This window comes from Bacteroidia bacterium, from assembly GCA_040880525.1.
In the GTDB taxonomy this organism is placed as follows: Bacteria; Bacteroidota; Bacteroidia; order CAILMK01; family JBBDIG01; genus JBBDIG01.
Window position 1 is genome coordinate 46,985 of record JBBDIG010000051.1, and the last position, 26,867, is coordinate 73,851.

A 26,867-nucleotide genomic window follows, 5' to 3' on the forward strand; every position below is an offset into this window, starting at 1 on the left:
CAAGTAAAAAAATCAAGCCGGGCATTATATATATATGAATGCCCGGCATTTTTACAGTTCTAAATGAGTATATCGAAAGAGCTATTGATCCGATGCAGAAAAAAGGAGAAAAAAGCGCAATTTGAGCTTTACCAGGATTGTTATGAATTTCTGATGCGGATTTGCCTGCGCTATGAAAAAAATGAAGATGATGCCCATGCTGTGCTAAACCTCGCTTTTCTGAAGATATTAAATAGTTTGAAGCATCATAATCAGAAAATACCTTTTGAAATTTGGTGTAAAAGGATCACAATAAATACGATTATTGACGAATTCAGGAAAAACAAAAAGTACAAGGAATATATGCAGTTTGGTGAACTTGACGAAAACGGGGAATTGGAAGGAAATGTTTTGAGCGAAGCAGAAAACAACCTGACAGCCGAAGATATTGAAAAAATGTTGCAAGCATTACCTGCCATGAATAGGAAAATATTTAACCTGCATGTAATTGACGGATATACACATAAGGAAATCGGACAGATGATGAATATCTCTGATGGGACTTCAAAATGGCACGTGAGCAATGCAAGAAGTAAACTTCAGCAGGTATTAAGGCAAAGTTTCATGATGATGATAAATGCAATTACGCTATGAAAAATAAAAATATAGACGAGTTAATCAGGAGGAAACTCGGTCAAAGACAGGTCATTTTCAATGAGCATGCCTGGCAGGATGCGGAAAAGCTGATCAACAAGAGCAAGCGAAAGCGCTTCATCATGTGGCTGTTTTGGTTACCCTTAGCCGTGATGTTTACAGCGGGTGTAATGTATTTCAGCCCGGGAACTAATGATAAAGAAAAAGAAGGTGGTTCAGGAATAGTTGAATATCGGGAAACTAATGGTAAGAAATTCTTAACTCCCAGTCCCGTTAAAATTAAAATTAAAGATAAACCTGGAACTTCTCAGGGCAAAGCAAATGGCGTTGTCCGTAAACCGGAAATGAAAAATCCGGCTCAAAAGTATTCGAGGTATGATGAATTATCCGGGCATAAAACCTCCTCACGGCATAGTGTAGCAACAGGGATTACGGGCATGGCACTTCAGAGGCTACACTTATTGATGCCAAGTGAATTACAGGCCCTGGAAACCATATCTGCAGAAGAAGCCACGTTTCTGGGATTAATTGAAAGCATTGAAATGGTTAATCCTAATTTGCCTGCCAAAACATTCCGCCCAGTTGAAATTGGAATTACAGGTGGCTTCCATGTAATAAGGGGATTTGAAAATGGAGGTAATAGAGCTATAACCTCTGCTGCGAATCCTATTGTAGGTATTTATTTTGGCCGTCTGATCAATTACTTTCTCTCAATCAATACAGAATTAAATTATACATCACGGGCCGGCTTAAATGCCGATACAACCATGCAGGGAAAGCATTATAGCTTTGGCCTTCATCAGGAAGAGATTAGTGTGGATATCAAACGCCTGCACTACCTGGAGCTTCCAGTATATGCTGAACTGAGGACCGGAGGCAGATATTCTGTTCTTGCCGGAATGCAGGGTACTTATCTCCTGAACACTTCAGGGAATGTGGAACGAAAAGTATCTTACGCAACTGAACCGACACAACAGTCAATTGAACCTGCTTGGGGTTATACCAAAGGCTTCAATAATTATGACCTGCAATTAACGATTGGGTGCAAGATGATCATGAATGAGCGGGCAAGCATACTGTTACGAAGTCATTATGGCTTGTTGGATATAACCTCTGATGGCCATTTTAACAATACTTCAGTGGACAGGAACCTGGGATTAAAGTTTCTATTCCGTTACAGGTTCTATTAATGACTTCGAATATGAAAATATATTCTTTTGTATTACTTTTAATCGCATTACTATCAGGTTGTCGGGAAAATGACCTTCCACAGCCACAGAATGGTGATCCGGTATTTTTCGTGAAAGGAATGATTAACGGGAACCAAATGGAAATTACTGCTGGTGAACACGATTATTATATGTTCACCTCCCATGGCCGCGACACACATCAAGTGATTTCCTTCACAGGGGAGTTCAGGAAGCTGAACTGCTCTAGCAACTGTCCCGGGACATTAACTATTACCATTCGTGACAAACAAGCTGGGGGGCTCCTGGATATTGAACAGGCTCTTGCTCCGGGTGATTATCCCTTCCGGAGTCCGCTCCCTTCTTATGTTGTGCAGTTCATGGCAGATACTCTCAAAATGGGCCAGGGTTATTATAACTGGGATTTTGGTGACAATACCTTTTCCCAAGAAGCAAGTCCTCTACATGTATTTAATATTGTTGATCCTCAACGGCAAGTTTTTCCTGTTACTCTTACCATAACCAATAGCGTGGGGTGTATTAGTTCAATTACGAATATTATTGATTTCGCGAATAGAAATTGCCATACCTATTTTGATCATGACCCACCCAATAGCTCCATTGTGTCGTTTTTTTCATACCCAACCGGGAGTGACCCTGTGAGGCATGTCTGGTCAGTTGGTGGAACTGTTTTTTCCAACGATCCAAATCCGGTTCATGATTTCAGGCAGCCTGGGGTATATGAAGTTACACTTGAGGTAATGGATTCTATCAACTGCCTTTCAACGTATAGCCGTAATGTAAATGTTCTTACGCAAAACTGCGCGGCTAATTTTACTTACACACTGCTTAACGCCCCTGATTTTTCAAAGGTAACAATCACCTGGATTGACGAAAACGGGAAAATTTATTCATCTGGGATAAGGGCACAGCCGGCTCAGAGTTATTTCAGGGTATTGAATTCAGAAAAATATGAAATAAACGAAAATCAACAACCAACCATGAAACTCAGTGTGCAGTTTGATGGCTGGTTATATTCTGATACAGACTCTATTAAGTTTGAGGATTTCAGTGGAGAAATTGGAGTAGCCTATCCCTGAAGCGCTTTAATCTCTCACGGAACCCTATGCACTATGAAACAGAAGAGAAAGATACTATTACTTGGCGCAACCGGAAGAACTGGAAAACTAGTCTTAAAAAAAGCAGTTGAAAGCGGCTATGCAGTAAACTGCCTTTCACGGAACTCCGATCGAATTGAAAAACAAAATGGATTAACCTTGTTTGAAGGAAATCCGAACCATAAACCGGACTTAGAAAAAGCTATTTCAGACTGCAACGCAGTAATCAGCGTTTTGAATATCTCAAGAAGATCTGATTTTCCCTGGGCGAAATTAAAAACACCTGGAAATTATCTGTCAGATGTAATGAAACTTTTGGTTTCAATCGCGGAAAAAAAGAATATTAACCGACTGGCTGTAGTTTCAGCTTGGGGAGCTTCTGAAACTAATAATGATATTCCAAAATGGTTTAAATGGTTCATTAAAAATAGTAATATCGGAATTACATATGAAGATCACGAGAGACAAGAAAAATTAGTTACAGAATCAAAATTGGCCTGGACTATTATTCGACCTGTTGGACTGACAAATTCAATGAGGGAGGAAAATATTAAAGAAACCATTGACAATAAGCCTAAACCAAGTCTGACTATAAGCCGACAAAGTGTAGCTCAGTATCTTGTGGGCTGTTTAAATGAAACCGAACTGATCAGAAAAAAAATTGTAATATCCAAGAAATAAGAATAGAATGCCTGCCATTCTTTACCCGGTATACATTTAATATAACCTGTATTCAATGCCCAAACCAATACCGTAGAAATCAGGACGTTGGTTATACCGTTGCATCATCGAGTTGATCGCCCTGTTGTAGCGCAGGCGGGCATTTATTCCTAAGTTGGGAGTTGGGCTGTATTTAACGCCCAAAGACAAGCCGGAGTGTATGAGGGTGTTGGTAAAATACTTTTTGCCGGAATTTTCGGTCTGCATTCCGTTTCTTTCATTGTCAACGATATTCCATTGGGTGCTGTATTCGCCCTGGGTTTTGAGCAAAAAGGAAAGGCTAATTCCGACTTCGGTGAAATATTGCCAGGAGCCGTGACCCACTTCGTAGCGAAAGGCCAGGGGCAAGGTAAAGTATTGGAACTTTACTTTACAATTTGGGCAATAAGCAGTATCGGTGGTGGTGTGAGAGGTGGTGTCTATCCTGGTACCAATTAAAGCCACATAAGAACTATCCGGCCGTTGTTTGTAATTCCGTGAAACCATGAATAAACTGGTGTCAAAGGTATAGTGGTTTAATTGGCTCGTATAATTGGTGATTTCGCTCCATTGCATGATGCCTAAACCTAAAAGCAAACCCAATCTTTTTTTCTGCAGGCGCAAATCCAATCCGTAGTTGATGTACGGCTGGGTTTCCTCCCGGGAAGATTTCCAGTCGGCCACGGTTTCATCACCTCGGTGCCGAATTAAACCATAATTAAAAAATGGTGCTGCATAAATATTAACGTAGGGAGACTTATGTTTTGGCTTGGTGGATGGACGCAGGGTAATTCTTTCGGCAATTTCCTTTTGTGCCACTACCGGAAACACTAATCCAATGGTAGGCATCGGAACTAAGGGTAAGCCTGCCGTGGTGGATGAGCCTGCAAGGGCTTCATTTGGCTTCTCCGAATTTTGACCAAATTCATTTATTTCTACTGTAGCAGTTTGGTCACCCTCAACTTGCCGAACATCATTTCCTTGTGTCGGTGCGGTTTGATCATCCTCAACATGGGGAACATCATTTACTTGTACTGCGGCAGTTCGACCGTCTTCATCCTGGCGGACATCATTTTTCTGTACCGTGACAGTTTGATCGTCATCAACCTGAGGAACTTCAGTTTTAATAAGGTCTTTTCCGGAAGGCGTGAGTTCGGGTGTTGATGTATTTTGTTTATGAGATGGCTTTGTGATTTCTATATCCGTTGTTATTTGCTTTTCATGCTCTGGTTTTTCCGTTTGGGAAATATTTGGTTTTTGTGAGTTATGGGTTGTCTGTTTCTCCATTTTTCCGGTTGTGAAGTAAACTACCGGAACGAGCAGGAGGAGCAGAGCAGCTATCAAGCCTGCTGCTTTAGCAGTTTTGAAGGATCTCCGTTTCTTTTTATTCAACAAAGCATCCATCTGCTCCCAATATTCGGAAGTATATTTTAAACCTGCTCCGTCCAATTTATCGCGGAACAGTTCATCTATGGAATTCTTCTCGCTCATTTGTTGTCTTTATTGTTTTTTTTTGATTCTGTAAAGTCTTGTTCAACATTGCCCCCAAACGTTGACGTGCTTCATTTACATGCCATTTACTAGTACCTTCCGATATATTCAGTGATTTGGCAATTTCTGCATGTTTATAACCCTCAATAGCAAAGAGATTAAAAACAGTCCGGGTCACATAAGGTAATTGACCGAGCATTGAACGGAGTTCCATTTCAGAATAATGATACTCCGCAAGATTATAAGTTACTGATTTCGGTGAGGTATTTTCGTCAATCGCGACATTTTGAATTTGCTTCACGGATTTCCGAAATTCATCAATCAAGTGATTTACTAGTATATTCCTTATCCAGGTGGCCAGCGAATACTTGTCGTTATATTTTGAAATATTCTGAAGCACTTTTAAAAATCCATAATTTATCGCTGCCAGAATTTCATCCTCCGATTTACAGTACCGCATGGCTACATTGCTCATCATAAGGAAGTACCGCTTGTATAGTTCACTTTGGCATCTCCTGTCGTTTTTGATGCATCCTGCTATAAGTTCTTTTTCTGTCACCTTAAAAAAGGACAAGGTATAGACCTTGTCCTTTGATTTAAAATTAACTTCTTATATGCGATATGAGTTTATTTGTTGATCACAATTTTTTTCGTGAAATTGTCACTTCCCATTTGAAATTGTAACAGATAAACTCCGTTCGGCAAGTTAGACAAATTCATTGAGTTGGTTTGGCCGGTAAATGTTTCCATCGTTGATCCGTATACCTGTCTGCCCGTCAAATCCATAACAGACACCTCCATCCGGCCCTTTTCCTGAGTCTCAATATTTATCGTGCCGTTGGAAGGATTTGGAAAAATACTGATGGCATTTTGCAGGTTCAGCTCATCTATGCTGGTTACATCGGATTCATCAATCACGATTATCCTGAATGCATTCCTCTTTAAAAGATTGCCTGCACTGTCAATTCCGATGCTATCACAGTAGATGCTGCTGCAGCTTTCCGCTGAATCATAAAGTGTAAGGCACAGGTTGTACTTGCCAAAAGAAGCGTAATCATGTGTTGGATATTTTTGATTTGATGTTGACCCATCACCGAAATCCCAATGAAAAGAAGTATTGGAAGTTATTCCCGTGCTGTTGTGAATGACGTAGAGTGAATAAATATCACTGGTGTCAACAGCCAGGTAGTATGAGGCATTGCAGGTTGAAACGAAGGGATCTTCATCACAGGTAGTATCCTGGGCATTCAGAAATCCGGAGAAGTCCACACGGCCAAATATGTTGATGTCGTCTGAATAGTCCTTAATATAGGTTTCGATGGTTGCAGAGTCAGTGCTGCCCCAGTAATTTTCTGTCATATCTACTGGCTCGGAAGAGGCAGGGTTGGGATTATAACCGTTGATAGTTACCTTCTCATTGGTGCCACTATTTTTAAGGAAATTATTGTTGTTAAAGCGTGAATTATTCAAATTAAACAACTTGTAAACTGTTAACATACCGTCACCTGTAAGGGTACTCCCATTGCTGTCAAGGGTATTGTGTATAAATATGCAACTGTTTATTGTGTCTTTAGCATACAGTTGTATTTCAACTCCCGACCTCAGATTTTTGAAAAGGTTGCAACTGATGTTGGAGCCAACAGCTTTAATGGAAACCCTGTTTTGGCCGTTTATGGTGTTACGGACCATATAAAGAGAATTATTGGTTAGGAAGAATCCTCCGCCTTTGTTAAAGTTATTAAAGGTGTTTCCGATAATAACAGCATCAATGTATGTGCTGCTTGCATAAATGGGGTAAGATGTTCCTGTACTGTCATTAAAAGTGCAATTGATCACTTCTAATCGTATAGCAGACCCTGATGCCATGGCATAAACGGCATAATAAATATCCGTGAAAAGGCAGTTTTCAATTCTTACCCCTGTGCTATTAGCATAAATTCCCCGCTTACCTATACCTGGAGTTATAAACGAGCAATAGCTAAATAATGCTCCAGTTCCGTTCGAGCTGTCATAAGACCAGGCATCTTTATTTAACTCAATTTGTAAATTTTCAAAATGAACAGTCGAATCATGGGTGCCCAGGGCTTGTAATTCTCCCCCAACCAGCAAAGTGTAAACAGTGCTTTGTGACAACACCTCCGTACCAGGCAGAATTTTTACCGAAACACCCGTATCAATGTAGGTGTTTTGGCTAATCACATAGGGACTGCCTGAAATGTCCCAAACCTGATTTGTCTGGATAAGAGCGGGTACATTGGTTTGGCCCCAAATCTTATCTGGCCCGGCTATAAGTAAGATTGCCATCAGAAGAATTGTAAATACTTTTTTCATAATATAGATTTTGTTTTGTTACTCCTATATACGAAAGGTTGGAGCAATGGTTGGGTAGGGTTTTTTTTACGGTGGTGAAAAATTTCCGGCAGGTGAAAAGCTGCATCAAATCACAACTCCTGTATCCGGGCATCAGGATACCCCAGCAGTTCGACAACCAGAATTGGTTTATTGCATTCTGCTGCTGGGTGCAAAGGCTGCCGCATCCGGTAGCAGGAAACAGCGCTGCCAGATGCCGGTCAAATCCGGTGATTATGAATGGGAATAAAATAATACCCCCAGTGTTTATTAGTCCCACCTGAAGTAGCAGGACTTACCCACAAGTCCAAGAATCAATCAACCCGGATACAAAGTTAGAACATTTGTTCTAACTTTGTGCTGGCATGACTACCAAAGATAAGATCGTAAAAGCGACTATAAAGCTATTCAACCAGCACGGGCTGACTACTGTAACGCTTCGCCAGATTGCAGTCGAGATAGGTATCAGTCATGGCAATCTGGCTTATCATTACAGCAATAAAGGAGTCATCTTGGGTGAGATCTATACCCGAATGGATGAAGAAATGGCTACTACCGTTTACCCCTCAAAAGAAAAGATCGACCTTTTTCATTTCAACAACCTGTTCATGCGCATCAGCAATTTTCAGAAGAAATACCGCTTCTTTTACATGGACATCCTGGAAATCTCCCGTCACCACCCTGAGATCATCCAACGGTACAGGCACACCATAAAAATTAGGAGGGATCAATTCAAGTTGCTATTTAATACCCTTATAGAAATGGAACTGCTCAAGCCAGAACCGGAACCTGGTTACTACAAAACACTGGTGCATGGAATATGGGTAATGTCCACTTTCTGGCTGCAGCAAACAAAAATATTAGGTGAGCACCATCCTTCAATTGACTCGAACAGTGAGGTAGTGCATGTGTGGAAAATAATGTTGCCTCATCTTACAGAGAAAGGCCTTGAGCAATACAGAACAATAGAACATGAATACTGAAAACTTAAATATCAGAAAAATTCATATTCGCAATCAATTGCAGCCTGGAGATATTGGGCACATAATTTACCTGCACGGTATACTCTACAGCCGGGAGCGCAGTCATGGAATTGAATTTGAGTCCTACGTAGCCGGAGGGCTACATGAATTCTATAGCTCCTACAATCCAAAGCGTGAGAGGGTGTGGCTATGTGAACACCGGCAACAAATAATCGGATTTCTTTTATTGGCTGACAGAGGCCATTCAGCCCAATTGCGTTATTTCCTTATCATGCCTGAATACAGGGGTATCGGGCTTGGAAATAGATTAATGCGGTTGTATATGGATTTCATGAAAGAGTGTGGCTACCAGTCATCTTTCCTTTGGACTACCCATGAGCTTGGCAGGGCTGCCCATCTGTATCAAAAATATGGCTTCCAGTTTACAGAAGAGATACCATCAACAGCTTTCGGAAAAACACTGAGAGAGCAACGGTATGACGTGGTTCTTAAAGAAAGACGTTTTCTGGATCTCACGAACCCAAAAGAGATTTTTGAAAAGCTCAGCCTGCTCCGTCCGGATACTCTTCCACGGTTTGGCAAAATGAGCGCACAGCACATGGTAGAGCACCTGACATTTGTTATTCTATTCTCCTATGGTAAAGACGCCCAAACGATTTCCGTCTCAAAGGAAGAGGAAGAGCGATCAAAAAATTTTGTTGTGAACACAGACAAAGAACTACCGGAGGGAATTATGTTTCCGGGAATGGGAGATAACTTACCGCCCTTTACACAACCTGATCTGGAAACAGCGATTGGAGAACTCAAAAAGGCATTGCAGGAATTTCACAAGCATTTTTCCTGCGATATCAAAGCTCAAACCGTTCATCCGGTTCTCGGCCGATTAAATTATCTCGAATGGGTAAAATTCCATAACAAGCATTTTACCCACCACTTTAAACAATTCAATCTATTGTAATCATCCCTATGACAAAACATCCTCTACAAATTAAGCTGAGAATAGACTGGAGCGAACTTGATTTATTTGGTCATGTGAACAATGTAATGTTTTACAAATACATCCAATCAGCCAGGGTTAAGTTTTGGGAGCAGATAGGGTTGTATGGCATGTATGAAAAGGAAGGTATTGCACCACTGCTTGCATCTGCAAGTATAGATTTTAAAAAACCACTTCTATATCCTGGAAATACAATTATCAAATATGCACCGGTTTTTATAAAAAATACCAGTTTTGGTTTGGAATACTCCATTCAGGACGACAATAGTGAAATTGCAGCCTTGGGTAAAGATACAATGGTGCTTTACGATTTTAATAAAAACAGAAAACTGACCATTCCGGACAACCTGAGAATGAATATAGAGAAACTGAAGTGAAATATGCCGTGAAAATAGACACTGAGAACTACAGGCAAACCGTCAGTATTCTCTCTGGAGTCGTCATGAACCAAAATTTGAACGAATAATGAATGACGTGCTCTCAGAGCAATCCCGGCAATATGCCCCTATATATTCATTCTTGCTTGTGGAGAAAACTTCAAATGTAAGATCGAAGAAGCCCATATCCCCTTCATCCACGTGTTCTTTGAATCTTGTCACAAATTCATTTTTCTCCAGTTCTAGCGAAGTGGTTAAATGATCTAAGAGTTTTATCCGCTTAAGAAATTCCTTCATGTCCTTTTAAAAATGTTCATTGGCAAGGTAGGAAATCTTATTTTTTTCAGGCGGAAAATAATGGAGCTTTTCCTAGGACACGCTCCATTCTGATTTTTCCTCAAAACCAAAAAAAAGTCTACTTTTCCCTCCTAAAAAAAAATTTACCCATGAAAAATCTTATCCTAATTGTCAGCATGCTGCTGCTTGTGCTGTTTTCCTGTAAGAAAGATGATGACGACAATGAGCCGGCATCGAACCTGCCATTTCCCGCTCCCACATCTTCCATTCCTATTGACTTTGTCAAGGTAGGCAATTCGTGGACGTATGAATTGGAGGATTTCTACGGAAACAAAGCCACTCAGGTTGTAACCATTTCCAGCCAGGTTCAAAATGGTGTGTATAAGGTGAAAAACGAACGTGATGGCGTTGAAGAAGATATGTATTGGTACATAGATGGCAATCTGTTGAAAGCTTGGGATGGCGATGGCGGCTCTATCCGTTATAAGCAAAATGCCAAGATTGGCGATACCTGGAGCTATAGCAACTCCAGCAATAATGTAGAAACAGAAGTGCTTAGCGTGGATACGGTAATTTTTGTAGATGGCATTGGCAAGAGCTTCAAAACTCACCAGTATTATTTAAGCCTGCTGAATAAATTGAATGATCAGACAGATTATTGGTCGCCTGATACCGGCTTGGTTTATTCCGATGCTGGGGGCTGGTTTACACTGACTTTAGTGGACGCCACGCTAAAGTGAGAATTGAACTGAGCCATGCTTTCGTGGAAACGGATTTTTGTGGTAATCTCTTGTAAATATTACCTGGTGCATAAAGGTGGCGGGCCAGAGACATGGCCTGAGTGGGGCCGATATCTGAGACTGTAAAAACTTGCGCCAGCGGAGTGATATATGCCGCTTTTTAACTACTTGATTGTTAAAGTTCCAAGCCGGTAAAACCTCCATTTCAGATAAACAGAAGATGCTGTTATCTTTTCCAGGCCAGCTTGCTCCCGTTTTTTCAGTGTCCGGTAGATATTAAACCTCCTTCAGCTTTCTTTTTGTGACTGTCCAAAAATTAAACTTTACATTCGCTTCTTTCATACATGACAACCCGCGCGAAAAAAATACTGCTGTTTAACCCCAGGAGTGCAAATTCCAAGTACCGCATTCCAAACTCCATCCTGTCCATTGCTTCTTCGATTGAGGGGCAGTGGGAGTGGACATTGGTAGATGGTAACCTGGAATCCGATCCTTTGCAGAAGTTGAGGGAATTCCTTCTGACAGGCGATTACGGTTTTTTCGGCAGTACGGTAATGCCCGGCCCGCAGTTGAAGCAGGCAATTCCCTTTACCAAACACATCAAGCAGGAGTTTCCGCAGGTGAAAACAATTTGGGGCGGGTATTTCCCTTCCAATCATCCGCAGGTGGTGCTGGAATCGGGTTTCGTGGATGTGCTGGTGTATGGCCTTGGCGAAGAGAGCTTCCCGCCATTGCTGGAAGCACTGCATACAGGCGCTGCCCTTAATGAAATCCCAAACCTCATCTACCCCGAAAATGGGGAAATGGTAAAAACCCGCAAGGCTGATATTCCCAACCCGGGCAAATTACCGCCACTGCCTTACGATAAGCTGGATGAATTCTACCCCCTGGAAAAATACCTGGGCAATACTTTTTTGGGTAATCGAACAGTAGCATATCACAGCAGTTATGGCTGTCCGTTTACCTGCTCTTTTTGTGCGGTAGTGCCCATTTTTGGCGCCCGCTGGAAGGGGAAACCAGCTCAGAAGATCTATGAAGACATCTGCTACCTGAAACAGTATTATGGTGCAGACGCCATCGAATTTCACGACAACAACTTCTTTGTATCCGAGAAGCGGACGGTGGAATTTGCCCACCTCATTGAAAAGGAGCAGATGCAGTGGTGGGGTGAAGCCCGTATTGATACCATGGATAAGTACACCGATGAATCGCTGCAACAGGTCAGCGATGCCGGCTGCCGCATGATCTTCTTCGGTGCTGAAACTGGCGATGATGCCGTGTTGCAAAAGATGAACAAAGGCGGTACGCAAACCGGTGCGCAGATACTGCGCTTTGCAGAAAGATTATCGCACTTCAACATCATTCCCGAATACAGCTTTGTATTGGGAACGCCTTTTCCCACTGAAAGGCAGGTGTGGGAACAGATCGAAAAAGACATCGCTTTCATTAAGAAGGTGAAGGCGGTGAATCCGCAAACGGAGATCATCATTTACATTTATAGCCCGGTGCCAACTACGGGTTCCGACCTGTTTGATGAAGTGAGCAGCAGCGGCTTTCTTTTCCCGCAAAAACTGGAAGACTGGATCAGCCCTGCCTGGGAGAATTTCGACCTCCGGAAAAATCCGCTCACCCCCTGGCTCACCCCGGCAATGGTGAACCGCATCCGCAATTTTGAGGTGGTGCTAAATGCCCAATACCCCACCGTTTCTGACGTCAAGCTCACCGGGCTTCAGCGCAAGGTGATGCAGGGCCTCAGCAAATGGCGCTATGAAAATAGTTGGTACCACTGGCCGCTGGAGTTGCGCGTGCTGCAGAGCAAATGGCTGCGCTATCGTCAACCCGAAATAGAAGGGATGTAATGGGTTTTTTGCCCGCAGCAAGGACTGCCTCACATTAAACGTCATTCTGATCGAAGCGCAGCGTAGAGAAGAATCTGGTGCATTAATAACCTGGGTGCAGCACACCAACCACTCAGGATGACGAGAGTTTAAAGGAACAGCTAAAAATCAACAAATAATGATATACGGTAATAATTTATTGATAAACAATAAATTATTATATCTTTGTCAAAAAAATATTAGCCATGGAAAGAAATCAGATCCTAAAATTGAGTGTGTTGGTTTTTAAAGCACTTCGTGTTTTTTGCATAATTGCTTTGGGCATTTTGGCTGTGGTTGCTGTAATGTGGCACATTAGCCCGGATACATTGCAGTCGGTTTACCTTGACAAGGATACTCTTTACTATCAATATTCCGGACAAAGCGCTGGCACGGAAGCAGAAATTTCCCTCAATGAAATGGGACAGGCCGCCTTTTACTTCAATAGTTTAAAATTAGCGATCATTCTTCTGGTCCTGCTCTACATTTTTCAACGGGCGCTACGAATTATTCGCTCTATGAAAAGCCTGCAGACCTTCCGTGATAATAATGTGCGGCAATTTCAGAAAATAGGTTCGGCATTTCTGGTGCTTGCTCTGTTTAATACCTTTTATTTTATGGAAGTTAGTGGCCACGCGGTGATAAACTTTATGGTGCCCTTCAATTCGCTATTGGCGGCCTTACTGGGATTTTTATTGGCGGAAATCTTTAAAGAAGGTAACCGCCTGATGGAAGAAAACCAGTTAACCGTTTAGCCATGTCCATAATAGTGAACTTAGACGTAATGATGGCCAGGCGTAAAATGAGCCTCAATGAGCTATCCGATAAAGTGGGTGTTACTCCGGCTAACCTCAGCATTCTAAAAACCGGTAAAGCTAAAGCAATGCGCTTTTCCACTTTAGACGCTATATGCCGGGTGTTAGATTGTCAGCCGGGCGACATTCTGGAATTCAGGCAGGAAGAATAGCGGCTTAAACCCTGTCTACTCAGTCGCCTGGTTGTGCCGGGCGACCCATTAGTGGGCAGAGCTTTGCCCGGTTTCATGCTCGAAAGCAGTACTTATACCAGGTTCGCTTGAGCACTGAAATCCAAAGCAACTTTGGTATTTTGTAATGGGTGGATTCCTCACTACGGCCAGATGCCTCGAATTTAGCTGTCACCCCCGCAAACAGGGGCGATTGAGGAGGGGTCTGAAAGTTTCCCCTGCCCTGAAGGACAGGGCTATTGATTAAGGCAAATGGTGCTTTAATAATCTGTAATCAATGATTCATAAGGTATCTTTAACTTCTCATGAAGATTCCTGATCATTTTGAGCGTAAGCTTTCTTTTACGACTAAAAATCTCCGATACCCTGCTTTTGTAACCAATAATTTCAGCTAAATCCTTGTTGTCCATTCCCATTTGTTCCATTCTAAACTTAATTGCCTCAATCGGATCCGGAACCGGAATTGGATAATGTTCATCTTCATACTTTTCAATCAGTATTGATAAAATTTCTGCTTCCTCACCCTCTTCTGAGTTTGCCGGAGCATGGAATAGCTTTTCAAGTCTCTTCAAGGCTTGATTATAGTCTGCTTCAGTTTTTATAACTTTAATATCCATAGGTTTAAATTTTATCTGCGTCCACTTTGTCGTAATCATTAGGAGTTCCAATGAACCGAATAAACATCCATTGCCTCACATAATTTATGTCCACAATCAATCTGTATTTATTGCCACAAATATTAAATACAACACGTCCGCTCTTCAAAATACTCGCGCCTGCATATTCAGTCTTGATTTCAACATGACTTTTCCAGTTTGCCGTGGATGCTTCCTTGTACCACGTTTTTAATTGTTCCTCTGAATCAGCATGTTTTTGCCAGAAGTCCCGAAGTATCTTTTTAGCAATTACTCGCATTGATTGTCATTAGCTACGAACAAAGATAACAGAAGTTACCAAAACGGTAAAAACGGAAAGCTCCCGGCTGTGCGGGGCGACCCATTAGTTGGTCAGGGCATTGCCCGGTTTCATGCTCGCAAGCAGTTATCTCTTTTACCTCAACATCCCGCACCGTGTCCCAGCCAAAAAATGATCACTTGTTCATCTCAATTTTTGAACTTCCATTAAATATATCATGTTGACATTTCGGAGCGCAGGAAACTGACACGAATTCCAAAATTTCATAAAGCTATGGTCAACTATGGCAGATGAAGGCGGAGGAATGGACAAACGGGGAGTAACCCGCCCCATGATGGGCCACGATTCGCATGGTGACAAGGGCAGTATGGATCGCATGAAAATGCTGCACATGCACCACAAACAGACGCTATGGGTGTATTGGGCCATCATCCTTCTAGGCGTCTGGCTTGTGCTCTCGCCTCTCACCTTCAGCTACGGGAAGGATGTTGTACAACCGCCTGGTGGGCGTCTTCTTTGGCTAAGCGATGATATGCGGATAGCGCTGATGGAATGGAGTGACATTATATGCGGTCTGCTGCTCATCTTTTTCGGTTGGCGCTCACTCACTCCAAACCGCCCAATAACCTTATGGATCGCCTGTTTTATCGGCATCTGGCTCAATTTTGCCCCATTGCTTTTCTGGGCACCTAATGCGGTAGCCTACATCAACGGCACAACAGTAGGTGTGCTGATTATTGCGCTCACCATTCTTATTCCTGGTATGCCCAACATGATCACTTATATGAAAATGGGTTCTGAAGTGCCGCCTGGCTGGAGTTACAATCCTTCGAGCTGGCCTCAAAGGTGGATAATGATCGGGCTAGGATTTCTGGGATGGGTTGTCTCAAGATATTTGGGAGCTTTCCAACTCGGTTTTATAGATCATATTTGGGACCCGTTTTTTGCTGAGGGAAGCCGAAAAGTGCTTACTTCAAAGATGTCAGAATCATTGCCTGTTTCTGATGGCATGCTGGGCGCATTTGCATATACCTTGGAGTTTCTGATGGGATGGATGGGCAGCTCCTCCCGTTGGCGCACCATGCCGTGGATGGTAACTGTTTTCGGCATCCTTGTAATCCCGCTGGGGCTCGTTCACATTTTCCTGGTGATTTCGCAACCGGTGATAGTAGGCGAGTGGTGTACCTTCTGCCTCCTTGCCGCGGCTATTATGCTGCCGATGATCCCCCTGGAATTTGATGAAGTGATAGCAATGGGGCAGCACATGGTGCAATCAAAGCGCAGAGGCGACAATCTTTGGGTGGTTTTCTGGAAAGGCGGGGAACCATTCGAGAAAAACAAAGACGAACGGAGTACAGAGCTGGTGAAACTGCCTCAAAAACCTGGTGCAGTATTCAAATCTTCTATTTGGGGGATGAGTTTCCCGTGGACGCTGAATTTTGCAGCACTGGCCGGGGTGGCACTGATGGTTGCTCCGGCAATTTTTGGGGTAAGCATCGAAACCCCTGCTGCCAATATTTTCCACCTCAGTGGCTCTCTTATTATCGTAGTTTCTGTAATTAGCATGGGAGAGATTGTGCGCATATGCCGCTATCTAAACCTGTTATTGGCCCTTGCTGTGGCTGTAGTGCCCTGGTTTGTTCAAGGCGGAAACATTGGCCTCTTCATTACAGGTATTATTGCTGGCTTACTGGTTGCGGTGCTTTCCATTCCTACAGGAGTGATTACTGAGAAGTACGGCCTTTGGGATAAATACGTGAAATGAGCGACACATTTCATCGAAACTATCAGCTTACCGATGAGGAACTTTTTGATAAGGCCCGATCTATTCTTTATGAAAATATGATCAAAGGTAAGATTGATGTCAGCGGGCGAAATTATCACTATACCAGGCCTTCTCCAAGCCGTTACCCGTTCCAGTTCTTCTGGGATACTTGTTTCCATGTATTCATTCTTACGGCACTAGGCGAGTATGATATGGCGAAGGAGCACATTATCAGTTTGTTTGCCATGCAGCGTGAGAATGGTTTTGTCGGGCACATGATTTACTGGGACCGCATTAAGCCGGGACGGATAACAGATATATTCCAGGCACGCCCAAAGTTTGTGAACTTTTTTCAAAGCCACATGAGCGAACTGGTGCAGCCACCATTTGTAGCACACGCTGTAGAGCGCATATATCAGGATTCTGATGACAAAGACTTCCTTAAGGATATGCTTCCAAAGTTGAAGAAATATTATCGATGGCTGGCAGAGAACCGGGATTTTGATGGCGATAAACTTATTACAATCATTTCTCCATTTGAATCGGGCATGGATTGGAAGCCCACATACGATGTGGCGATGGGGCGGCCGGAGAGAAAGGCTGATTGGCGTCTCTTCAGCAAAGTGGTTTGGGTAGATTTCAGGAATTATATCAACAATTATGACCTGGAAAAAATATACAAACAGGAATATTTTTTGGTTAAAGATGTGGGCTTCAACACCATATATGCACAAAATCTACAGGCGTTGGCAAGGCTGTGCAGGATTGGTGATGATGAGGAAGCCTTGCAGTTTGATTCACTTGCTGATGAAGTGATCTCAAGTTTGGTTGATATCATGTATGACAAAGAGGATGAGGCATTTTATGATGTCTTTGGAAAATCGAATAAAAAAATAAGGGTTCTCACGCCCACAATCTTTTATCCCATTGTATTGAAGGAGATTCCTGAAAGTATTACCTCAAGCGTGTTGGAGCGCCACTTCTTCAACAGCCACGAATTTGACTCGCCTTACAAAATTCCCTCAGTTTCCATAAGTCATCCTTCGTTCAATCCGAAAGAATCGTTATACATCTGGAGGGGGCCGGTATGGACGATAAACAACTGGTTCATGCATCAATACCTGCTGGATAAAGGCCACGCTGTAGAAGCTGACAGGCTTATCAAAGACATCAGGAGTTTGATTGAAAAGAGTGGTTTCAGGGAGTATTATGATCCTTTTACAGGAGAGGGGTATGGAGCGCGGGATTTTACATGGGCAGCCCTCATTGTGGACATGATAAAGACACAGGAGAAAAAAACTTCCCAAAAATGAAAGCATTCCCAAGACGGAAAAAAGACGGGAGATATTGATCATCGCCCGGTTGGCTAAGATGGGAAGGCCAGTTTGCAATACTGACAGCGAAAAATACTTTCCAAAATCTTGTGCATAAAATTGAATTGGAAGAATAAAAGACCGATGCAAAAGGCAGGAAAAGGAGTAGCCGTAATCACAGGTGCATCAGCAGGAGTAGGACGAGCATCTGTTCGCACTTTTGCGGGGAATGGTTATGATATTGGTTTGATAGCACGTAACCTTGAGGGTCTGGATGCCGCAAAGCAAGAGGTGGAAAGCAAGGGTAGGCGTGCTAGCTTTTATGTGGCAGACGTAGCCGATCCCGAAGCTGTGGAAGCTGCCGCAGCGCAGTTTGAGAAGGAGTTGGGACCGATAGAGGTGTGGGTAAACAACGCCATGAACAGTGTATTCAGTCCTGTAAAGGAAATGAAGGTTGTGGAGTATGCTCGTGTAACTAACGTTACTTACCTGGGCCAGGTCTACGGTACTCTCTCAGCATTAAAAAGAATGCTACCCCGCAATAAAGGCTCTATTGTCTTTGTGGGTTCTGCTCTTTCTTATCGGGGAATTCCGCTACAATCAGCCTACTGTGGCTCCAAGCATGCAATACAAGGCTTCTTTGATTCACTGCGAGCCGAACTGATGCATGATAAGAGCAAGGTGCAGATAACGATGGTGCAGTTGCCCGCGCTCAACACAACGCAATTCGGAGTTGTCAAGTCACGGTTGCAAAATAAACCCAAACCCATGGGGACCATTTACCAGCCCGAGGTTGCTGCAGATGCCATCCTTTATGCCGCAGAGAACGACCGCAGGGAAGTGATAGTGGGATTCTCAACCTTACTGACAATTGTGGGAAATAAGATTGCGCCCTGGTATGTTGATCATGTACTGGCGAGGAACGGCTATAATGGACAGCAAACAGAAGAGCCCGACAATCCCCACCGGATGCACAACCTCTGGCAGACGATTCCCGGAGACCATGGCGCGCACGGCAATTTTGGCGATAAGGCCAGGGATTTCAGCATGGCACTGTGGCTGACAAAGCATCGTGCAACAGGAATACTGTTAGCAGTTGTCATTGTTGCTTTCATGACAACCATACTTGTGCTGATATTTTGAGGCGTCTACAGATAGCCATGTCCTGCTTTCTTCGCTTTCGCTGCGAAAGCACTCCTCGCTAAGACATACCGGTGGCGCTCTTTTCCCCCCGGAATTTAAACGCGTCATTGCGAAAAAATTCAGGGAGCTTTTCGCGGAATGGATTTTTGCGGCATTCTGTAGCGGGTAACTACGGAATAGGTACGAGTTACTCAATCGCTAACCTCGGATCAGCAGGAGATTACCTATTTAATTACATGAATATTTAAAAAATCAATTGCCGATAAAACTTCGATTTCAGAGAAATAGAAGCCCCGCTTATCTTCTGTCACGATACAAGTACAGCCATACTTCTGCGCAGAATAGTATTGAAGTCCATCCTCGAAATCTTCGATAGCGCTGTTGGCATTTGTACTTTGTACAGTGGCTGCTTCTATCTCTGTAATTTGCAGCTTTTCGCTTAGAACTGCTATCTTTTTTCTTGCCTGACTGCTCCCACTCTTCTTTTCTGCAAAATAAAACCCGATGGCCAGGCTCAATGGAGAAGTGCAGACAATGAACCTGCTGTTATCAGCCAAGCTCAAAACCCGGGCACAGGAGGTGAAAAGAGGATACTCATTGCAGAGTACCGTTACAAGAATATTAGCATCTAAAAAGATTTTCATCCTTTCTTTTTCCGGGTACGAAATTCCTCCTTCATCTCTTTGCCGGAGCGCGGAGTGCGCCTGTAGACGACCTCTCCTTCGCTTACCATATTTACCCAATCGGATACGGGTAGTTCATCGAGCGATTTATAAGATGCATTAATGCTTCTTGACAATAGATATTCCACCAGTCTGGACAAACTTATGTTATTGGCCGCTGCAAACGCTTTCGCCTGTCGCACAATAGCTTCATCAAATCGTAATGTTACTTTCTGGTCCATTTGTCAATGCTTGTACGTCAAATATAAATTATTTATACGTCATTTAAAAATCGCTCACTATCATTCCGGAATTTCGTTTTTCACGAAATGTCCGGAATCCCCTGCACTGGCTGTTGTGCGTGGCCACTCATGGGGAAGCGCTCCCGGGGCAGGAGATTCCCGCCTTCGCGGGAATGACAAGGGATAGCTGTGGACCTTTAACCGCCTCAACTCAAATCTGTCATTGCGAGAAAATTTATGGAGCTTTTCGCAGAATGGATTGTTGTGGCAATCTGTAGCGGAATATCGCCACGGCCAGAATAGGTACGAGTTACGTTATCGCTAAACTCGCACCAGCAGAGGGAATGGATTTTTGTGGCAATCTGTGGCTAGTAGCTACCACGGCTGGAATAGGTACGAGTTACGCTGTCGCTAAACTCGCACCAGCAGAGGGAAGTAAATTTTTAGAGGAAATCTAACGGTTGAATATCTAATGTCTTATATGAATTACATCCCAGTATGAAAGGTGCATTTTCCTTGACAAAAACTACCGGCCTTGTGCTACAGATCGCCACGTCCTGCTTTCTACGCTATCGCTACGAAAGCACTCCTCGCGATGACATAGCTGGTGCGAACCTTTAACCGCCTTAATTCAAACATGTCATTGCAAGTAAACGCATGGAGCCTCCACTCACTGTCATTCCGGAATTTCGTTTTTCACGAAATGTCCGGAATCCCCTGCACTGGCGGTTGTGCAGTTACTCATGGGGAAGCACACCCGGGGCAGGAGATTCCTGCCTACAATAAGTTTTAACTACCTTTGCCGGGAATTGCACGAAAGAGTGCAAGAATTTAAGGCTTTAGAGTTGCAATAGTAGAATACTGCCACTCACCAATTAATGGAGGAGATAGTGGGAATCGAACCCACGGGAGGAAGGTGTCAAGTCTCGCTCCCCCGTCCTGGTATCCCCCATTGTTTTTTTGGAGACCCCGACCGGATTTGAACCGGTATAAATGCGTTGCCGACACATTACCTAACCATTTCGGACACGGGGTCTTAATTATGAATCAGGGCAGTAGTTACCGCTACCGCCCTGATTCATTCATTGTAAAATAGTTCATTATAATCATAGTCTGGTTTAATCTTATCGTTCTCCATCCAATCCTCAAATCCATAGAAGCAGTTCCGAGACCTTGATCCTACTTGATGCTTAACCAGCTTTCCATTTCGCTTCAGGTTTGAAATTGTAGCTGAAACCTTAGATATCACCGCATCAAGCGGAAGATCAACCAAATTCTTTTGCTGCATCCATTCACCTACTTCGCGAGGGTGAGCAAAGTGATTGAGTTCTTTAATAACATGCAACACAACATTACCAGTCACTTTTTGAGGCCACTTAGTTCTTGTCATTTTTTTTAGCTCTTTCGACACTACTTCGTGATTTGTGAAAGCGTTAGGGACTTCTACTTTGCCATTATATCCAAGAAGCCGTAGAGAGGTATCAAGTGATTCTACCTCTTTATTAAATCTTCTTACAACTTCCAGCCTTAATGACAACAGTGCTTCTATTGCCGCTTTGTTATTTGTTGAATTGTTCATATCTGTTTCGTTATTGATACCTACTTCGTTAATTGACTCGCAAGATACGGTAAAGTCACTCACAGAGTAACATTTTTTAGATTTTTTTTTAACAGAGTACCTTCTACTATTAAATGAGAGAAATAGTCCACTCTGAATTGAGGGACGGGACAACCCTATCTTTTTGAAAAAAACCCGCCAAATGTGGGCTGTAAAATATTACCTTTCGCGCTACCGATCGTTTGGTAGGTATCGTGAAAGACTGAATCATAAAGTTAGTTAGACCCAAGCTATTCCCACAATTCAGATGTCATTGCAGAGAGTTAATGCATGCGGTGCAAATGCACGAAGCAGAAAAGATATACGAGCACGCAAACACTAAAGTTGCACCCACAGGTGAGAATGAAATTATCTTTCGTATCTATATCTCGTTTAAATGAAGCTATTTGGACTCTTTTATAGCCAGTATATATTTTGATCTAAACCCCTCCAGCAATACTCACCAACAGTGGATTAATGCAAGGCTTGTAAATACCAGCCCCCCTGATATTTGGCTTGTCACTAAAGTTTTTAATAAACGCAGGTTGGCTTCGTTTGCAGGGTTGGGACAATACGAGATGTTTCTCTGTCCACGCCCCAATCGAAGCGGGAATAAAGCCTTCTTACGTTTATGTGTTGTTGTGTAAAGTTCTTATAATTTGTTCAAGTCATCATTTTGATCGTTCCGTTTTTGCAATTCTTGTCTTTTGTCTTCTAATGAACTTTGAATCTGACCTTTCAAGTTCTTATTGAAGTCCTTTACTTCATTATTAATTGCATCAATCACTTGACGGGCGGATTGTATTATGGGTCGAATTTCGTCTTTTACGTCTTGCTTTACTTGATCACTGAGGTGAGAATTAGAATATCTGGTTTGATATCCTATAGTAAATTGGTGTCCATTTACTTCGGCTCGGACATCATAGTTCAAGGAGCCTGTTCTTGGGTGAACACTAAGTAATTCAGGGTCTCCTGATTGAATAGTAAAGGTGTAATTAACTTTTGCACAAGAGTAATATTGATTTTCTCTCACATCTGTTCCAGGCGGAAACAAACTTCCTGGAATATTCTCCATCGTAGTTTCTACTTTCCTGTCGTTTAGGTCAATCTCTAACTCATTAATTTGGTGATTCTGTGAAATTTCACCTGCCATCTGGTTTAAGTCTCTGTTCAGAATTTCGTAATCTGAAAGACTGTTGATTCGGCTCTGAACATTTCGCAGAACAAGATTCAATGCGTCATCAATTCTTTTTTCATGAAATAGTTTTATCATATTGGTCTTTTTAAAATTTGCATAACCTGTTTATATACCTACTTTTTTATTCTTAACCCCCTGCTATTATTCGTTTTTCCCTGTTTTTATCTTCAGCCCAAAATCCACCACCCCCGCAACACCCACCAACCGGTGGACATCGCGAAAGGCTGGATCATAAATTTAACTACACCCCAAACTATTCCCACAATTCAAACACTTGTAGCAAGTGCCATTACGGATGGTGATATGGCCGCAGACGTCACAGGTGGGGGCATCGCCCATCATGTTGCCTAAATGCTGGTCGGGTTGTGGGCCTTCTTTGGGGGCTTCGGGGATGTTGCTTTTTGCCGGGGTTTCGGCTTTCAACTCTGGTGTGCCGGTGGCCGGTTTAAATCCGATGGGGCGGGTTAGATCGGGCTGCCGGGTTTGGGTCCGGGGCGTTTCAGGATTCAGGATGGGCGAAGTGGCTGGGGGAATTTGTACCAGGTCATTCCGCTTCAGGTATTCGAAACCAAGCAGCCTGAACACATAGTCCACGATGGAGGTGCTTGACTTAATATTGTCATGGCCCTCCACCATGCCACTCGGATCGAAGCGCGTGAAGGCGAACTTGTCCACGAACTCTTCCAGCGGCACTCCGTATTGCAGGCCAATGGATACGGCAATGGCAAAGCAGTTCATTAGCGAACGGAAGGAGGCACCTTCTTTATGGAGATCAATAAATATTTCTCCCAGGGTTCCGTCAGAGTATTCTCCGGTACGCACAAAAATGGTTTGGCCGCCTACCTTGCTTTTTTGCGTAAAGCCGTCACGCTTGTTGGGCAGTTTCTTGCGCTCCACAATGCGGCTTAGCTGCCGCTTAAATTGCGTGTCCTTCGATTCTCCGATGATCTTCACTGCTGCCTTTAGCACCATGTCGGGCGTCAGGTCTTCCATCTTCATTTCGCCTTTTCCTTCCAGCGCTTTTTCCACGGCATCAATCTCTTCTTCCTTGTTGCCGGATTTGTTGCTGAGCGGTTGCGACAATTTGCATCCATCCCGGTAAAGTGCGTTCGCCTTCAGCCCCAGCTTCCAGGACATTTCGTAGCAATCCTTGATTTCCTCCTGAGTGGCTTCGTTGGGCAGATTAATGGTCTTGGATATTGCGCCAGAGATAAAAGGCTGTGCAGCCGCCATCATACGGATGTGGCCGTGGGCATGGATAAATCGCTGCCCGGTTTTGCCACAACGATTTGCACAGTCGAATACCGGCAGGTGCTCATCCTTCAGGAGGGGTGCGCCTTCCACCGTCATGGTTCCACACACGTATTCATTTGCAGCCGCTATCTGCTCTTTTGTAAAGCCCAGCGCCTTCAGCAAATTGAAATTCTCTTTTTGATAAGTTTCCGGTTTAAAGCCAAGTCGCTTGAAGGTTTCCTCTCCCAGCGTCCAGATGTTGAAAGCATTGTCCAGTTCAAAAGCGATGTGTGCCGCCTTGTCCACCTTTTCAAGATCATTGGGGCTGAACCCTTTTCCGGCCAGCGTTTCGAAGTTAATATAGGGCGCACCTTTCAGCGTGCCTTTGCCTTTGGCATAATCCACAATGGCCGCAATCTCATGGAAGGAATAGCCGAGATTCTTCAGCGCCAGCGGAATGGATTGATTGATGATCTTAAAATACCCGCCACCGGAAAGCTTCTTGAATTTTACGAGGGCAAAATCAGGTTCAATGCCTGTGGTGTCGCAATCCATAACCAAACCTATGGTTCCGGTGGGAGCAATAACGGTAGCCTGTGCATTTCGGTAGCCATGCTGCTCTCCGAGTTTCACTGCTTTGTCCCATGCATCGCAGGAGGCTGTGAGCAAATATTCAGGGCAATACTTAGGATCTATGCCCTGTGGCTTTATTTCCAGCCCTTCGCAATTTGCGGTGGAATTGTAGGCTGCATAACGATGGTTTCGCATTACCCGCAGCATGTGCTCCTTGTTGCGCTCATATTCAGCAAAAGGCCCAAAATGCCTGGCCATCTCTGCCGAAGTAGAATAGGCCACGCCATTCATAATTGCTGTAACGGCTCCACATATTGCCATCGCCTTTGGACTGTCGTAAGCAATTCCAGAGATCATAAGAACCGAACCCAGGTTGGCATAGCCGAGGCCAAGCGTCCGGTATTTATAAGAAAGCTCTGCCACCTCAGGCGAAGGAAACTGCGCCATGAGGACGGATATTTCCAGCACCACGGTCCATACCCGCACGGCATGTTCAAAACCTTTGACATCCAGCGTTAGCTTGTCGTCATCAAAGAATTTGCGCAGATTCAGCGATGCCAGGTTGCAGGCCGTATTGTCCAGGAACATGTATTCGCTGCATGGGTTGGAAGCGTTGATCCTTCCGCCTTCGGGGCAGGTATGCCATTCATTTATGGTGGTGTCATACTGCACTCCGGGATCAGCACAGCGCCAGGCGGCATACGCTATTTTATCCCAAAGTTTCCGTGCATCAATGCTTTTTATCACGCGGCCATCTGCACGGCCGGTCAGGTTCCAGTTTTCATTCTGCTCCAGCGCATGAAAAAAGCTGTTGGGGATGCGAATGGAGTTGTTGGAATTCTGACCCGAAACCGTCCGGTATGCTTCACCTTCATAATCGGAATCGTAGCCTGCCTTGATGAGTGCTGCTACTTTGTCCTCTTCTTTTACTTTCCAGTCAATGAAGCTTTCCACCTCCGGATGGTCCAGATCGAGGCAAACCATTTTTGCTGCCCTGCGCGTGGTTCCACCGCTTTTAATGGCTCCGGCTGCGCGGTCGCCTACTTTGAGGAAGGACATGAGGCCGGAGGAAAATCCGCCACCGGACAGCGGTTCGTTGGCCGAACGTATTTTTGAGAAGTTGGTGCCCACGCCCGAACCATATTTAAAGATGCGCGCTTCCCGGACCCAGAGATCCATGATTCCGCCATCGTTAACCAGATCATCGTCTACTGACAGAATAAAACATGCGTGCGGTTGTGGCCGCTCATACGCTGAAGTGGATTTACAGAGTTCCTCCGTTTTGGGATCAATATAATAATGTCCTTGCGGGCTTCCCTTAATGCCATAGCTGTTGTGCAAACCGGTGTTGAACCACTGCGGAGAATTGGGCGCAGCATACTGGCCGAGGATCATATATGCCAGTTCATCATAAAAGACCTGCGCATCGTCCTTGGATTTGAAATATCCGTATTTCTCGCCCCAGGTGCGCCAGCAGTCGGCAATTCGATGTGCCGTTTCTTTAATGGAGGTTTCCCCGCCCAGCGATCCATCCTTTTGCGGTACGCCCGTTTTGCGGAAATATTTCTGGGCAAGAATGTCTGTGGCAACCTGGCTCCATTGCTTTGGCACCTCTACATTGTTCATTTCGAATACCACATCCCCGGCAGGGTTTCGGATTACGGAACTGCGGTGGTCGTATTCAAAAAGTTCGTAGGGAGTTTTCCCGTCCTGTGTAAAGTAGCGATGAAACGCCAGGCCTTTTTTCTTGCTCTTTGTCATTGAAGTATGTTTTATGAGGTCGTATGTATCTGTTCAAAAATGCGGCAATAGCGGACGTTATGGCCTTTGCTGCATGTTTACAAATCTGCCGGTTAATAATTGCTTAACGATGAATTTTCTCAAATCTTTATCCACCTTAATTGTTGAAAATTAAACGAAGCCTTGCCAGCAACAGGTTTAAATATGTTATTAACAAATTGGGGATAAATGTGCCCCCGTATGGTTCGCAAATTCTTCGTTCATTCCCATGTCTCCGGGCATTGGCCAGTTTTCCCATTGCATTTTCCAAAATATTATATCTGGGAAAACAGGCCTACTTATTAACTTTTATTAAATAAGGCTTTAACAGGGGCGGGGCGTTTCTGGGTTACTAAGGTTTATTCTGAAAAAAATAAGATTGGGCAGAATATACTTAAGCCGTCAGAGGGTTCCAAATCCTCAGACGGCTGCAACCACAAGTGGGAAAAAAATAAATCAAAAATTATGAATTGTAAGTAAATTTTTTAATTAAAATTGAATTTTCTGCTGGCATTTTAATGAAATATGAACTGGTAATAAAGAGTAGAGGTATAGTCATATATGCTTTTTTTAAAACATTATTAACATGGTAATTAAAAAGTATTCCAACTTATATTTTTGTATCCGTGTGGCCCATTCATAAGGTTTTATTAAATAAGGTTTTAGGTATAGGCGCTTAGGTAGCAATATGTTATTTTTGCTCCATGTTAAAGA

General features: G+C 43.6%; 25 protein-coding genes and 1 tRNA gene. 14 read left to right on the forward strand and 12 right to left on the reverse strand.

Annotated elements, in window-relative coordinates; translation table 11 throughout:
* Positions 1–63: 63 nt before the first annotated feature.
* The 4 genes from WD077_14505 to WD077_14520 are packed head-to-tail and all read left to right on the forward strand — an operon-like array spanning position 64 to position 3,619.
* Positions 64–633, forward strand: coding sequence for an RNA polymerase sigma factor (locus WD077_14505; protein MEX0968440.1), 570 nt, complete (start codon positions 64–66; stop codon positions 631–633).
* Positions 630–1,823: an outer membrane beta-barrel protein gene (locus WD077_14510; protein MEX0968441.1), complete on the forward strand. Its 1,194-nt coding sequence runs from the start codon at positions 630–632 to the stop codon at positions 1,821–1,823. Before WD077_14505 ends, WD077_14510 begins: the two co-directional genes overlap by 4 nt.
* Before the next feature lie 11 nt (positions 1,824–1,834).
* The gene (locus tag WD077_14515) at positions 1,835–2,920 is read left to right on the forward strand and encodes a PKD domain-containing protein (GenBank protein ID MEX0968442.1); all 1,086 of its coding nucleotides are present in this window, start codon (positions 1,835–1,837) and stop codon (positions 2,918–2,920) included.
* A gap of 33 nt (positions 2,921–2,953) precedes the next feature.
* Positions 2,954–3,619 (forward strand): NAD(P)-binding oxidoreductase, encoded by a 666-nt coding sequence (locus tag WD077_14520; GenBank protein ID MEX0968443.1) that lies wholly within the window; start codon positions 2,954–2,956, stop codon positions 3,617–3,619.
* Between the two features lie 36 nt (positions 3,620–3,655).
* On the opposite strand, the gene WD077_14525 is transcribed toward WD077_14520, so the two are convergent.
* The 3 genes from WD077_14525 to WD077_14535 form a co-directional block, all read right to left on the reverse strand.
* Complete coding sequence (locus WD077_14525; GenBank protein ID MEX0968444.1) at positions 3,656–5,128, reverse strand: outer membrane beta-barrel protein; 1,473 nt, start codon at positions 5,126–5,128, stop codon at positions 3,656–3,658.
* Positions 5,103–5,687, reverse strand: a complete 585-nt coding sequence (locus WD077_14530) for a sigma-70 family RNA polymerase sigma factor (protein MEX0968445.1) — start codon at positions 5,685–5,687, stop codon at positions 5,103–5,105. Before WD077_14530 ends, WD077_14525 begins: the two co-directional genes overlap by 26 nt.
* 68 nt (positions 5,688–5,755) lie before the next feature.
* Positions 5,756–7,459: a T9SS type A sorting domain-containing protein gene (locus WD077_14535; protein MEX0968446.1), complete on the reverse strand. Its 1,704-nt coding sequence runs from the start codon at positions 7,457–7,459 to the stop codon at positions 5,756–5,758.
* A 383-nt stretch (positions 7,460–7,842) separates the two neighbouring features.
* Here WD077_14535 and WD077_14540 point away from each other — a divergent pair, with 383 nt between their 5' ends.
* Genes WD077_14540 through WD077_14550 form a run of 3 tightly spaced genes read left to right on the forward strand, consistent with a single transcriptional unit; the run spans position 7,843 to position 9,834 of the window.
* Complete coding sequence (locus WD077_14540; GenBank protein ID MEX0968447.1) at positions 7,843–8,460, forward strand: TetR/AcrR family transcriptional regulator; 618 nt, start codon at positions 7,843–7,845, stop codon at positions 8,458–8,460.
* A complete protein-coding gene (locus tag WD077_14545) occupies positions 8,450–9,418 on the forward strand; it encodes a GNAT family N-acetyltransferase (protein ID MEX0968448.1) in 969 nt (322 codons plus the stop codon). Before WD077_14540 ends, WD077_14545 begins: the two co-directional genes overlap by 11 nt.
* An 8-nt stretch (positions 9,419–9,426) precedes the next feature.
* Positions 9,427–9,834 carry an acyl-CoA thioesterase gene (locus WD077_14550; protein ID MEX0968449.1) on the forward strand — a complete coding sequence of 136 codons (408 nt, stop codon included), beginning with the start codon at positions 9,427–9,429 and terminating at the stop codon, positions 9,832–9,834.
* 63 nt (positions 9,835–9,897) lie between these two features.
* Here the strand turns inward: WD077_14550 and WD077_14555 are convergent, their stop codons facing one another.
* Positions 9,898–10,131 (reverse strand): hypothetical protein, encoded by a 234-nt coding sequence (locus WD077_14555; GenBank protein ID MEX0968450.1) that lies wholly within the window; start codon positions 10,129–10,131, stop codon positions 9,898–9,900.
* A gap of 149 nt (positions 10,132–10,280) precedes the next feature.
* Between WD077_14555 and WD077_14560 the strand changes: the two genes are divergently transcribed.
* From WD077_14560 to WD077_14575, 4 genes are all read left to right on the forward strand, one after another.
* On the forward strand, positions 10,281–10,871 hold the full coding sequence (locus WD077_14560; protein MEX0968451.1) for a hypothetical protein: 591 nt from the start codon (positions 10,281–10,283) through the stop codon (positions 10,869–10,871).
* A 344-nt stretch (positions 10,872–11,215) separates the two neighbouring features.
* On the forward strand, positions 11,216–12,730 hold the full coding sequence (locus tag WD077_14565) for a radical SAM protein (GenBank protein ID MEX0968452.1): 1,515 nt from the start codon (positions 11,216–11,218) through the stop codon (positions 12,728–12,730).
* A 224-nt stretch (positions 12,731–12,954) separates the two neighbouring features.
* Complete coding sequence (locus tag WD077_14570) at positions 12,955–13,503, forward strand: DUF2975 domain-containing protein (protein MEX0968453.1); 549 nt, start codon at positions 12,955–12,957, stop codon at positions 13,501–13,503.
* Positions 13,504–13,505: 2 nt separating this feature from the next.
* The gene (locus WD077_14575; protein MEX0968454.1) at positions 13,506–13,715 is read left to right on the forward strand and encodes a helix-turn-helix transcriptional regulator; all 210 of its coding nucleotides are present in this window, start codon (positions 13,506–13,508) and stop codon (positions 13,713–13,715) included.
* 278 nt (positions 13,716–13,993) lie between these two features.
* Here the strand turns inward: WD077_14575 and WD077_14580 are convergent, their stop codons facing one another.
* Together WD077_14580 and WD077_14585 are read right to left on the reverse strand one after the other, a co-directional pair.
* On the reverse strand, positions 13,994–14,350 hold the full coding sequence (locus WD077_14580) for a helix-turn-helix domain-containing protein (protein ID MEX0968455.1): 357 nt from the start codon (positions 14,348–14,350) through the stop codon (positions 13,994–13,996).
* A gap of 4 nt (positions 14,351–14,354) precedes the next feature.
* A complete protein-coding gene (locus WD077_14585) occupies positions 14,355–14,648 on the reverse strand; it encodes a type II toxin-antitoxin system HigB family toxin (protein MEX0968456.1) in 294 nt (97 codons plus the stop codon).
* A gap of 283 nt (positions 14,649–14,931) precedes the next feature.
* On the opposite strand from WD077_14585, the gene WD077_14590 reads away from it, so the two are divergent.
* From WD077_14590 to WD077_14600, 3 genes are all read left to right on the forward strand, one after another.
* Positions 14,932–16,413, forward strand: a complete 1,482-nt coding sequence (locus WD077_14590; GenBank protein MEX0968457.1) for a vitamin K epoxide reductase family protein — start codon at positions 14,932–14,934, stop codon at positions 16,411–16,413.
* Positions 16,410–17,726, forward strand: coding sequence for a trehalase-like protein (locus tag WD077_14595; GenBank protein MEX0968458.1), 1,317 nt, complete (start codon positions 16,410–16,412; stop codon positions 17,724–17,726). The genes WD077_14590 and WD077_14595 overlap by 4 nt, the downstream gene beginning before the upstream one ends.
* A 144-nt stretch (positions 17,727–17,870) precedes the next feature.
* Entirely contained in the window at positions 17,871–18,869 is a 999-nt protein-coding gene (locus WD077_14600; protein ID MEX0968459.1) for an SDR family oxidoreductase, read from the forward strand.
* A gap of 224 nt (positions 18,870–19,093) precedes the next feature.
* On the opposite strand, the gene WD077_14605 is transcribed toward WD077_14600, so the two are convergent.
* The 6 genes from WD077_14605 to WD077_14630 form a co-directional block, all read right to left on the reverse strand.
* Positions 19,094–19,513, reverse strand: coding sequence for a PIN domain-containing protein (locus WD077_14605; GenBank protein MEX0968460.1), 420 nt, complete (start codon positions 19,511–19,513; stop codon positions 19,094–19,096).
* A complete protein-coding gene (locus WD077_14610) occupies positions 19,510–19,773 on the reverse strand; it encodes a DUF6364 family protein (protein ID MEX0968461.1) in 264 nt (87 codons plus the stop codon). The genes WD077_14605 and WD077_14610 overlap by 4 nt, the downstream gene beginning before the upstream one ends.
* A gap of 961 nt (positions 19,774–20,734) precedes the next feature.
* Positions 20,735–20,809 (reverse strand) — tRNA-Ala (locus WD077_14615).
* A 42-nt stretch (positions 20,810–20,851) separates the two neighbouring features.
* Positions 20,852–21,415 (reverse strand): hypothetical protein, encoded by a 564-nt coding sequence (locus WD077_14620; protein MEX0968462.1) that lies wholly within the window; start codon positions 21,413–21,415, stop codon positions 20,852–20,854.
* Positions 21,416–22,022: 607 nt separating this feature from the next.
* Entirely contained in the window at positions 22,023–22,643 is a 621-nt protein-coding gene (locus WD077_14625; protein MEX0968463.1) for a hypothetical protein, read from the reverse strand.
* Positions 22,644–22,805: 162 nt separating this feature from the next.
* Positions 22,806–26,135 (reverse strand): vitamin B12-dependent ribonucleotide reductase, encoded by a 3,330-nt coding sequence (locus WD077_14630; protein ID MEX0968464.1) that lies wholly within the window; start codon positions 26,133–26,135, stop codon positions 22,806–22,808.
* Between the last annotated feature and the right edge of the window lie 732 nt (positions 26,136–26,867).

Bases quoted from the DNA above. Each gene is read 5' to 3' on its own strand.
- WD077_14550 (MEX0968449.1), top strand. From the start codon at position 9,427: ATGACAAAACATCCTCTACAAATTAAGCTGAGAATAGACTGGAGCGAA.
- WD077_14560 (MEX0968451.1), top strand. From the start codon at position 10,281: ATGAAAAATCTTATCCTAATTGTCAGCATGCTGCTGCTTGTGCTGTTT.
- WD077_14580 (MEX0968455.1), bottom strand. From the start codon at position 14,350: ATGGATATTAAAGTTATAAAAACTGAAGCAGACTATAATCAAGCCTTG.
- WD077_14565 (MEX0968452.1), top strand. From the start codon at position 11,216: ATGACAACCCGCGCGAAAAAAATACTGCTGTTTAACCCCAGGAGTGCA.
- WD077_14545 (MEX0968448.1), top strand. From the start codon at position 8,450: ATGAATACTGAAAACTTAAATATCAGAAAAATTCATATTCGCAATCAA.
- WD077_14520 (MEX0968443.1), top strand. From the start codon at position 2,954: ATGAAACAGAAGAGAAAGATACTATTACTTGGCGCAACCGGAAGAACT.
- WD077_14525 (MEX0968444.1), bottom strand. From the start codon at position 5,128: ATGAGCGAGAAGAATTCCATAGATGAACTGTTCCGCGATAAATTGGAC.
- WD077_14600 (MEX0968459.1), top strand. From the start codon at position 17,871: ATGCAAAAGGCAGGAAAAGGAGTAGCCGTAATCACAGGTGCATCAGCA.
- WD077_14570 (MEX0968453.1), top strand. From the start codon at position 12,955: ATGGAAAGAAATCAGATCCTAAAATTGAGTGTGTTGGTTTTTAAAGCA.
- WD077_14585 (MEX0968456.1), bottom strand. From the start codon at position 14,648: ATGCGAGTAATTGCTAAAAAGATACTTCGGGACTTCTGGCAAAAACAT.
- WD077_14630 (MEX0968464.1), bottom strand. From the start codon at position 26,135: ATGACAAAGAGCAAGAAAAAAGGCCTGGCGTTTCATCGCTACTTTACA.
- WD077_14625 (MEX0968463.1), bottom strand. From the start codon at position 22,643: ATGATAAAACTATTTCATGAAAAAAGAATTGATGACGCATTGAATCTT.
- WD077_14575 (MEX0968454.1), top strand. From the start codon at position 13,506: ATGTCCATAATAGTGAACTTAGACGTAATGATGGCCAGGCGTAAAATG.
- WD077_14535 (MEX0968446.1), bottom strand. From the start codon at position 7,459: ATGAAAAAAGTATTTACAATTCTTCTGATGGCAATCTTACTTATAGCC.
- WD077_14595 (MEX0968458.1), top strand. From the start codon at position 16,410: ATGAGCGACACATTTCATCGAAACTATCAGCTTACCGATGAGGAACTT.
- WD077_14590 (MEX0968457.1), top strand. From the start codon at position 14,932: ATGGCAGATGAAGGCGGAGGAATGGACAAACGGGGAGTAACCCGCCCC.
- WD077_14610 (MEX0968461.1), bottom strand. From the start codon at position 19,773: ATGGACCAGAAAGTAACATTACGATTTGATGAAGCTATTGTGCGACAG.
- WD077_14510 (MEX0968441.1), top strand. From the start codon at position 630: ATGAAAAATAAAAATATAGACGAGTTAATCAGGAGGAAACTCGGTCAA.
- WD077_14605 (MEX0968460.1), bottom strand. From the start codon at position 19,513: ATGAAAATCTTTTTAGATGCTAATATTCTTGTAACGGTACTCTGCAAT.
- WD077_14515 (MEX0968442.1), top strand. From the start codon at position 1,835: ATGAAAATATATTCTTTTGTATTACTTTTAATCGCATTACTATCAGGT.
- WD077_14505 (MEX0968440.1), top strand. From the start codon at position 64: ATGAGTATATCGAAAGAGCTATTGATCCGATGCAGAAAAAAGGAGAAA.
- WD077_14540 (MEX0968447.1), top strand. From the start codon at position 7,843: ATGACTACCAAAGATAAGATCGTAAAAGCGACTATAAAGCTATTCAAC.
- WD077_14555 (MEX0968450.1), bottom strand. From the start codon at position 10,131: ATGAAGGAATTTCTTAAGCGGATAAAACTCTTAGATCATTTAACCACT.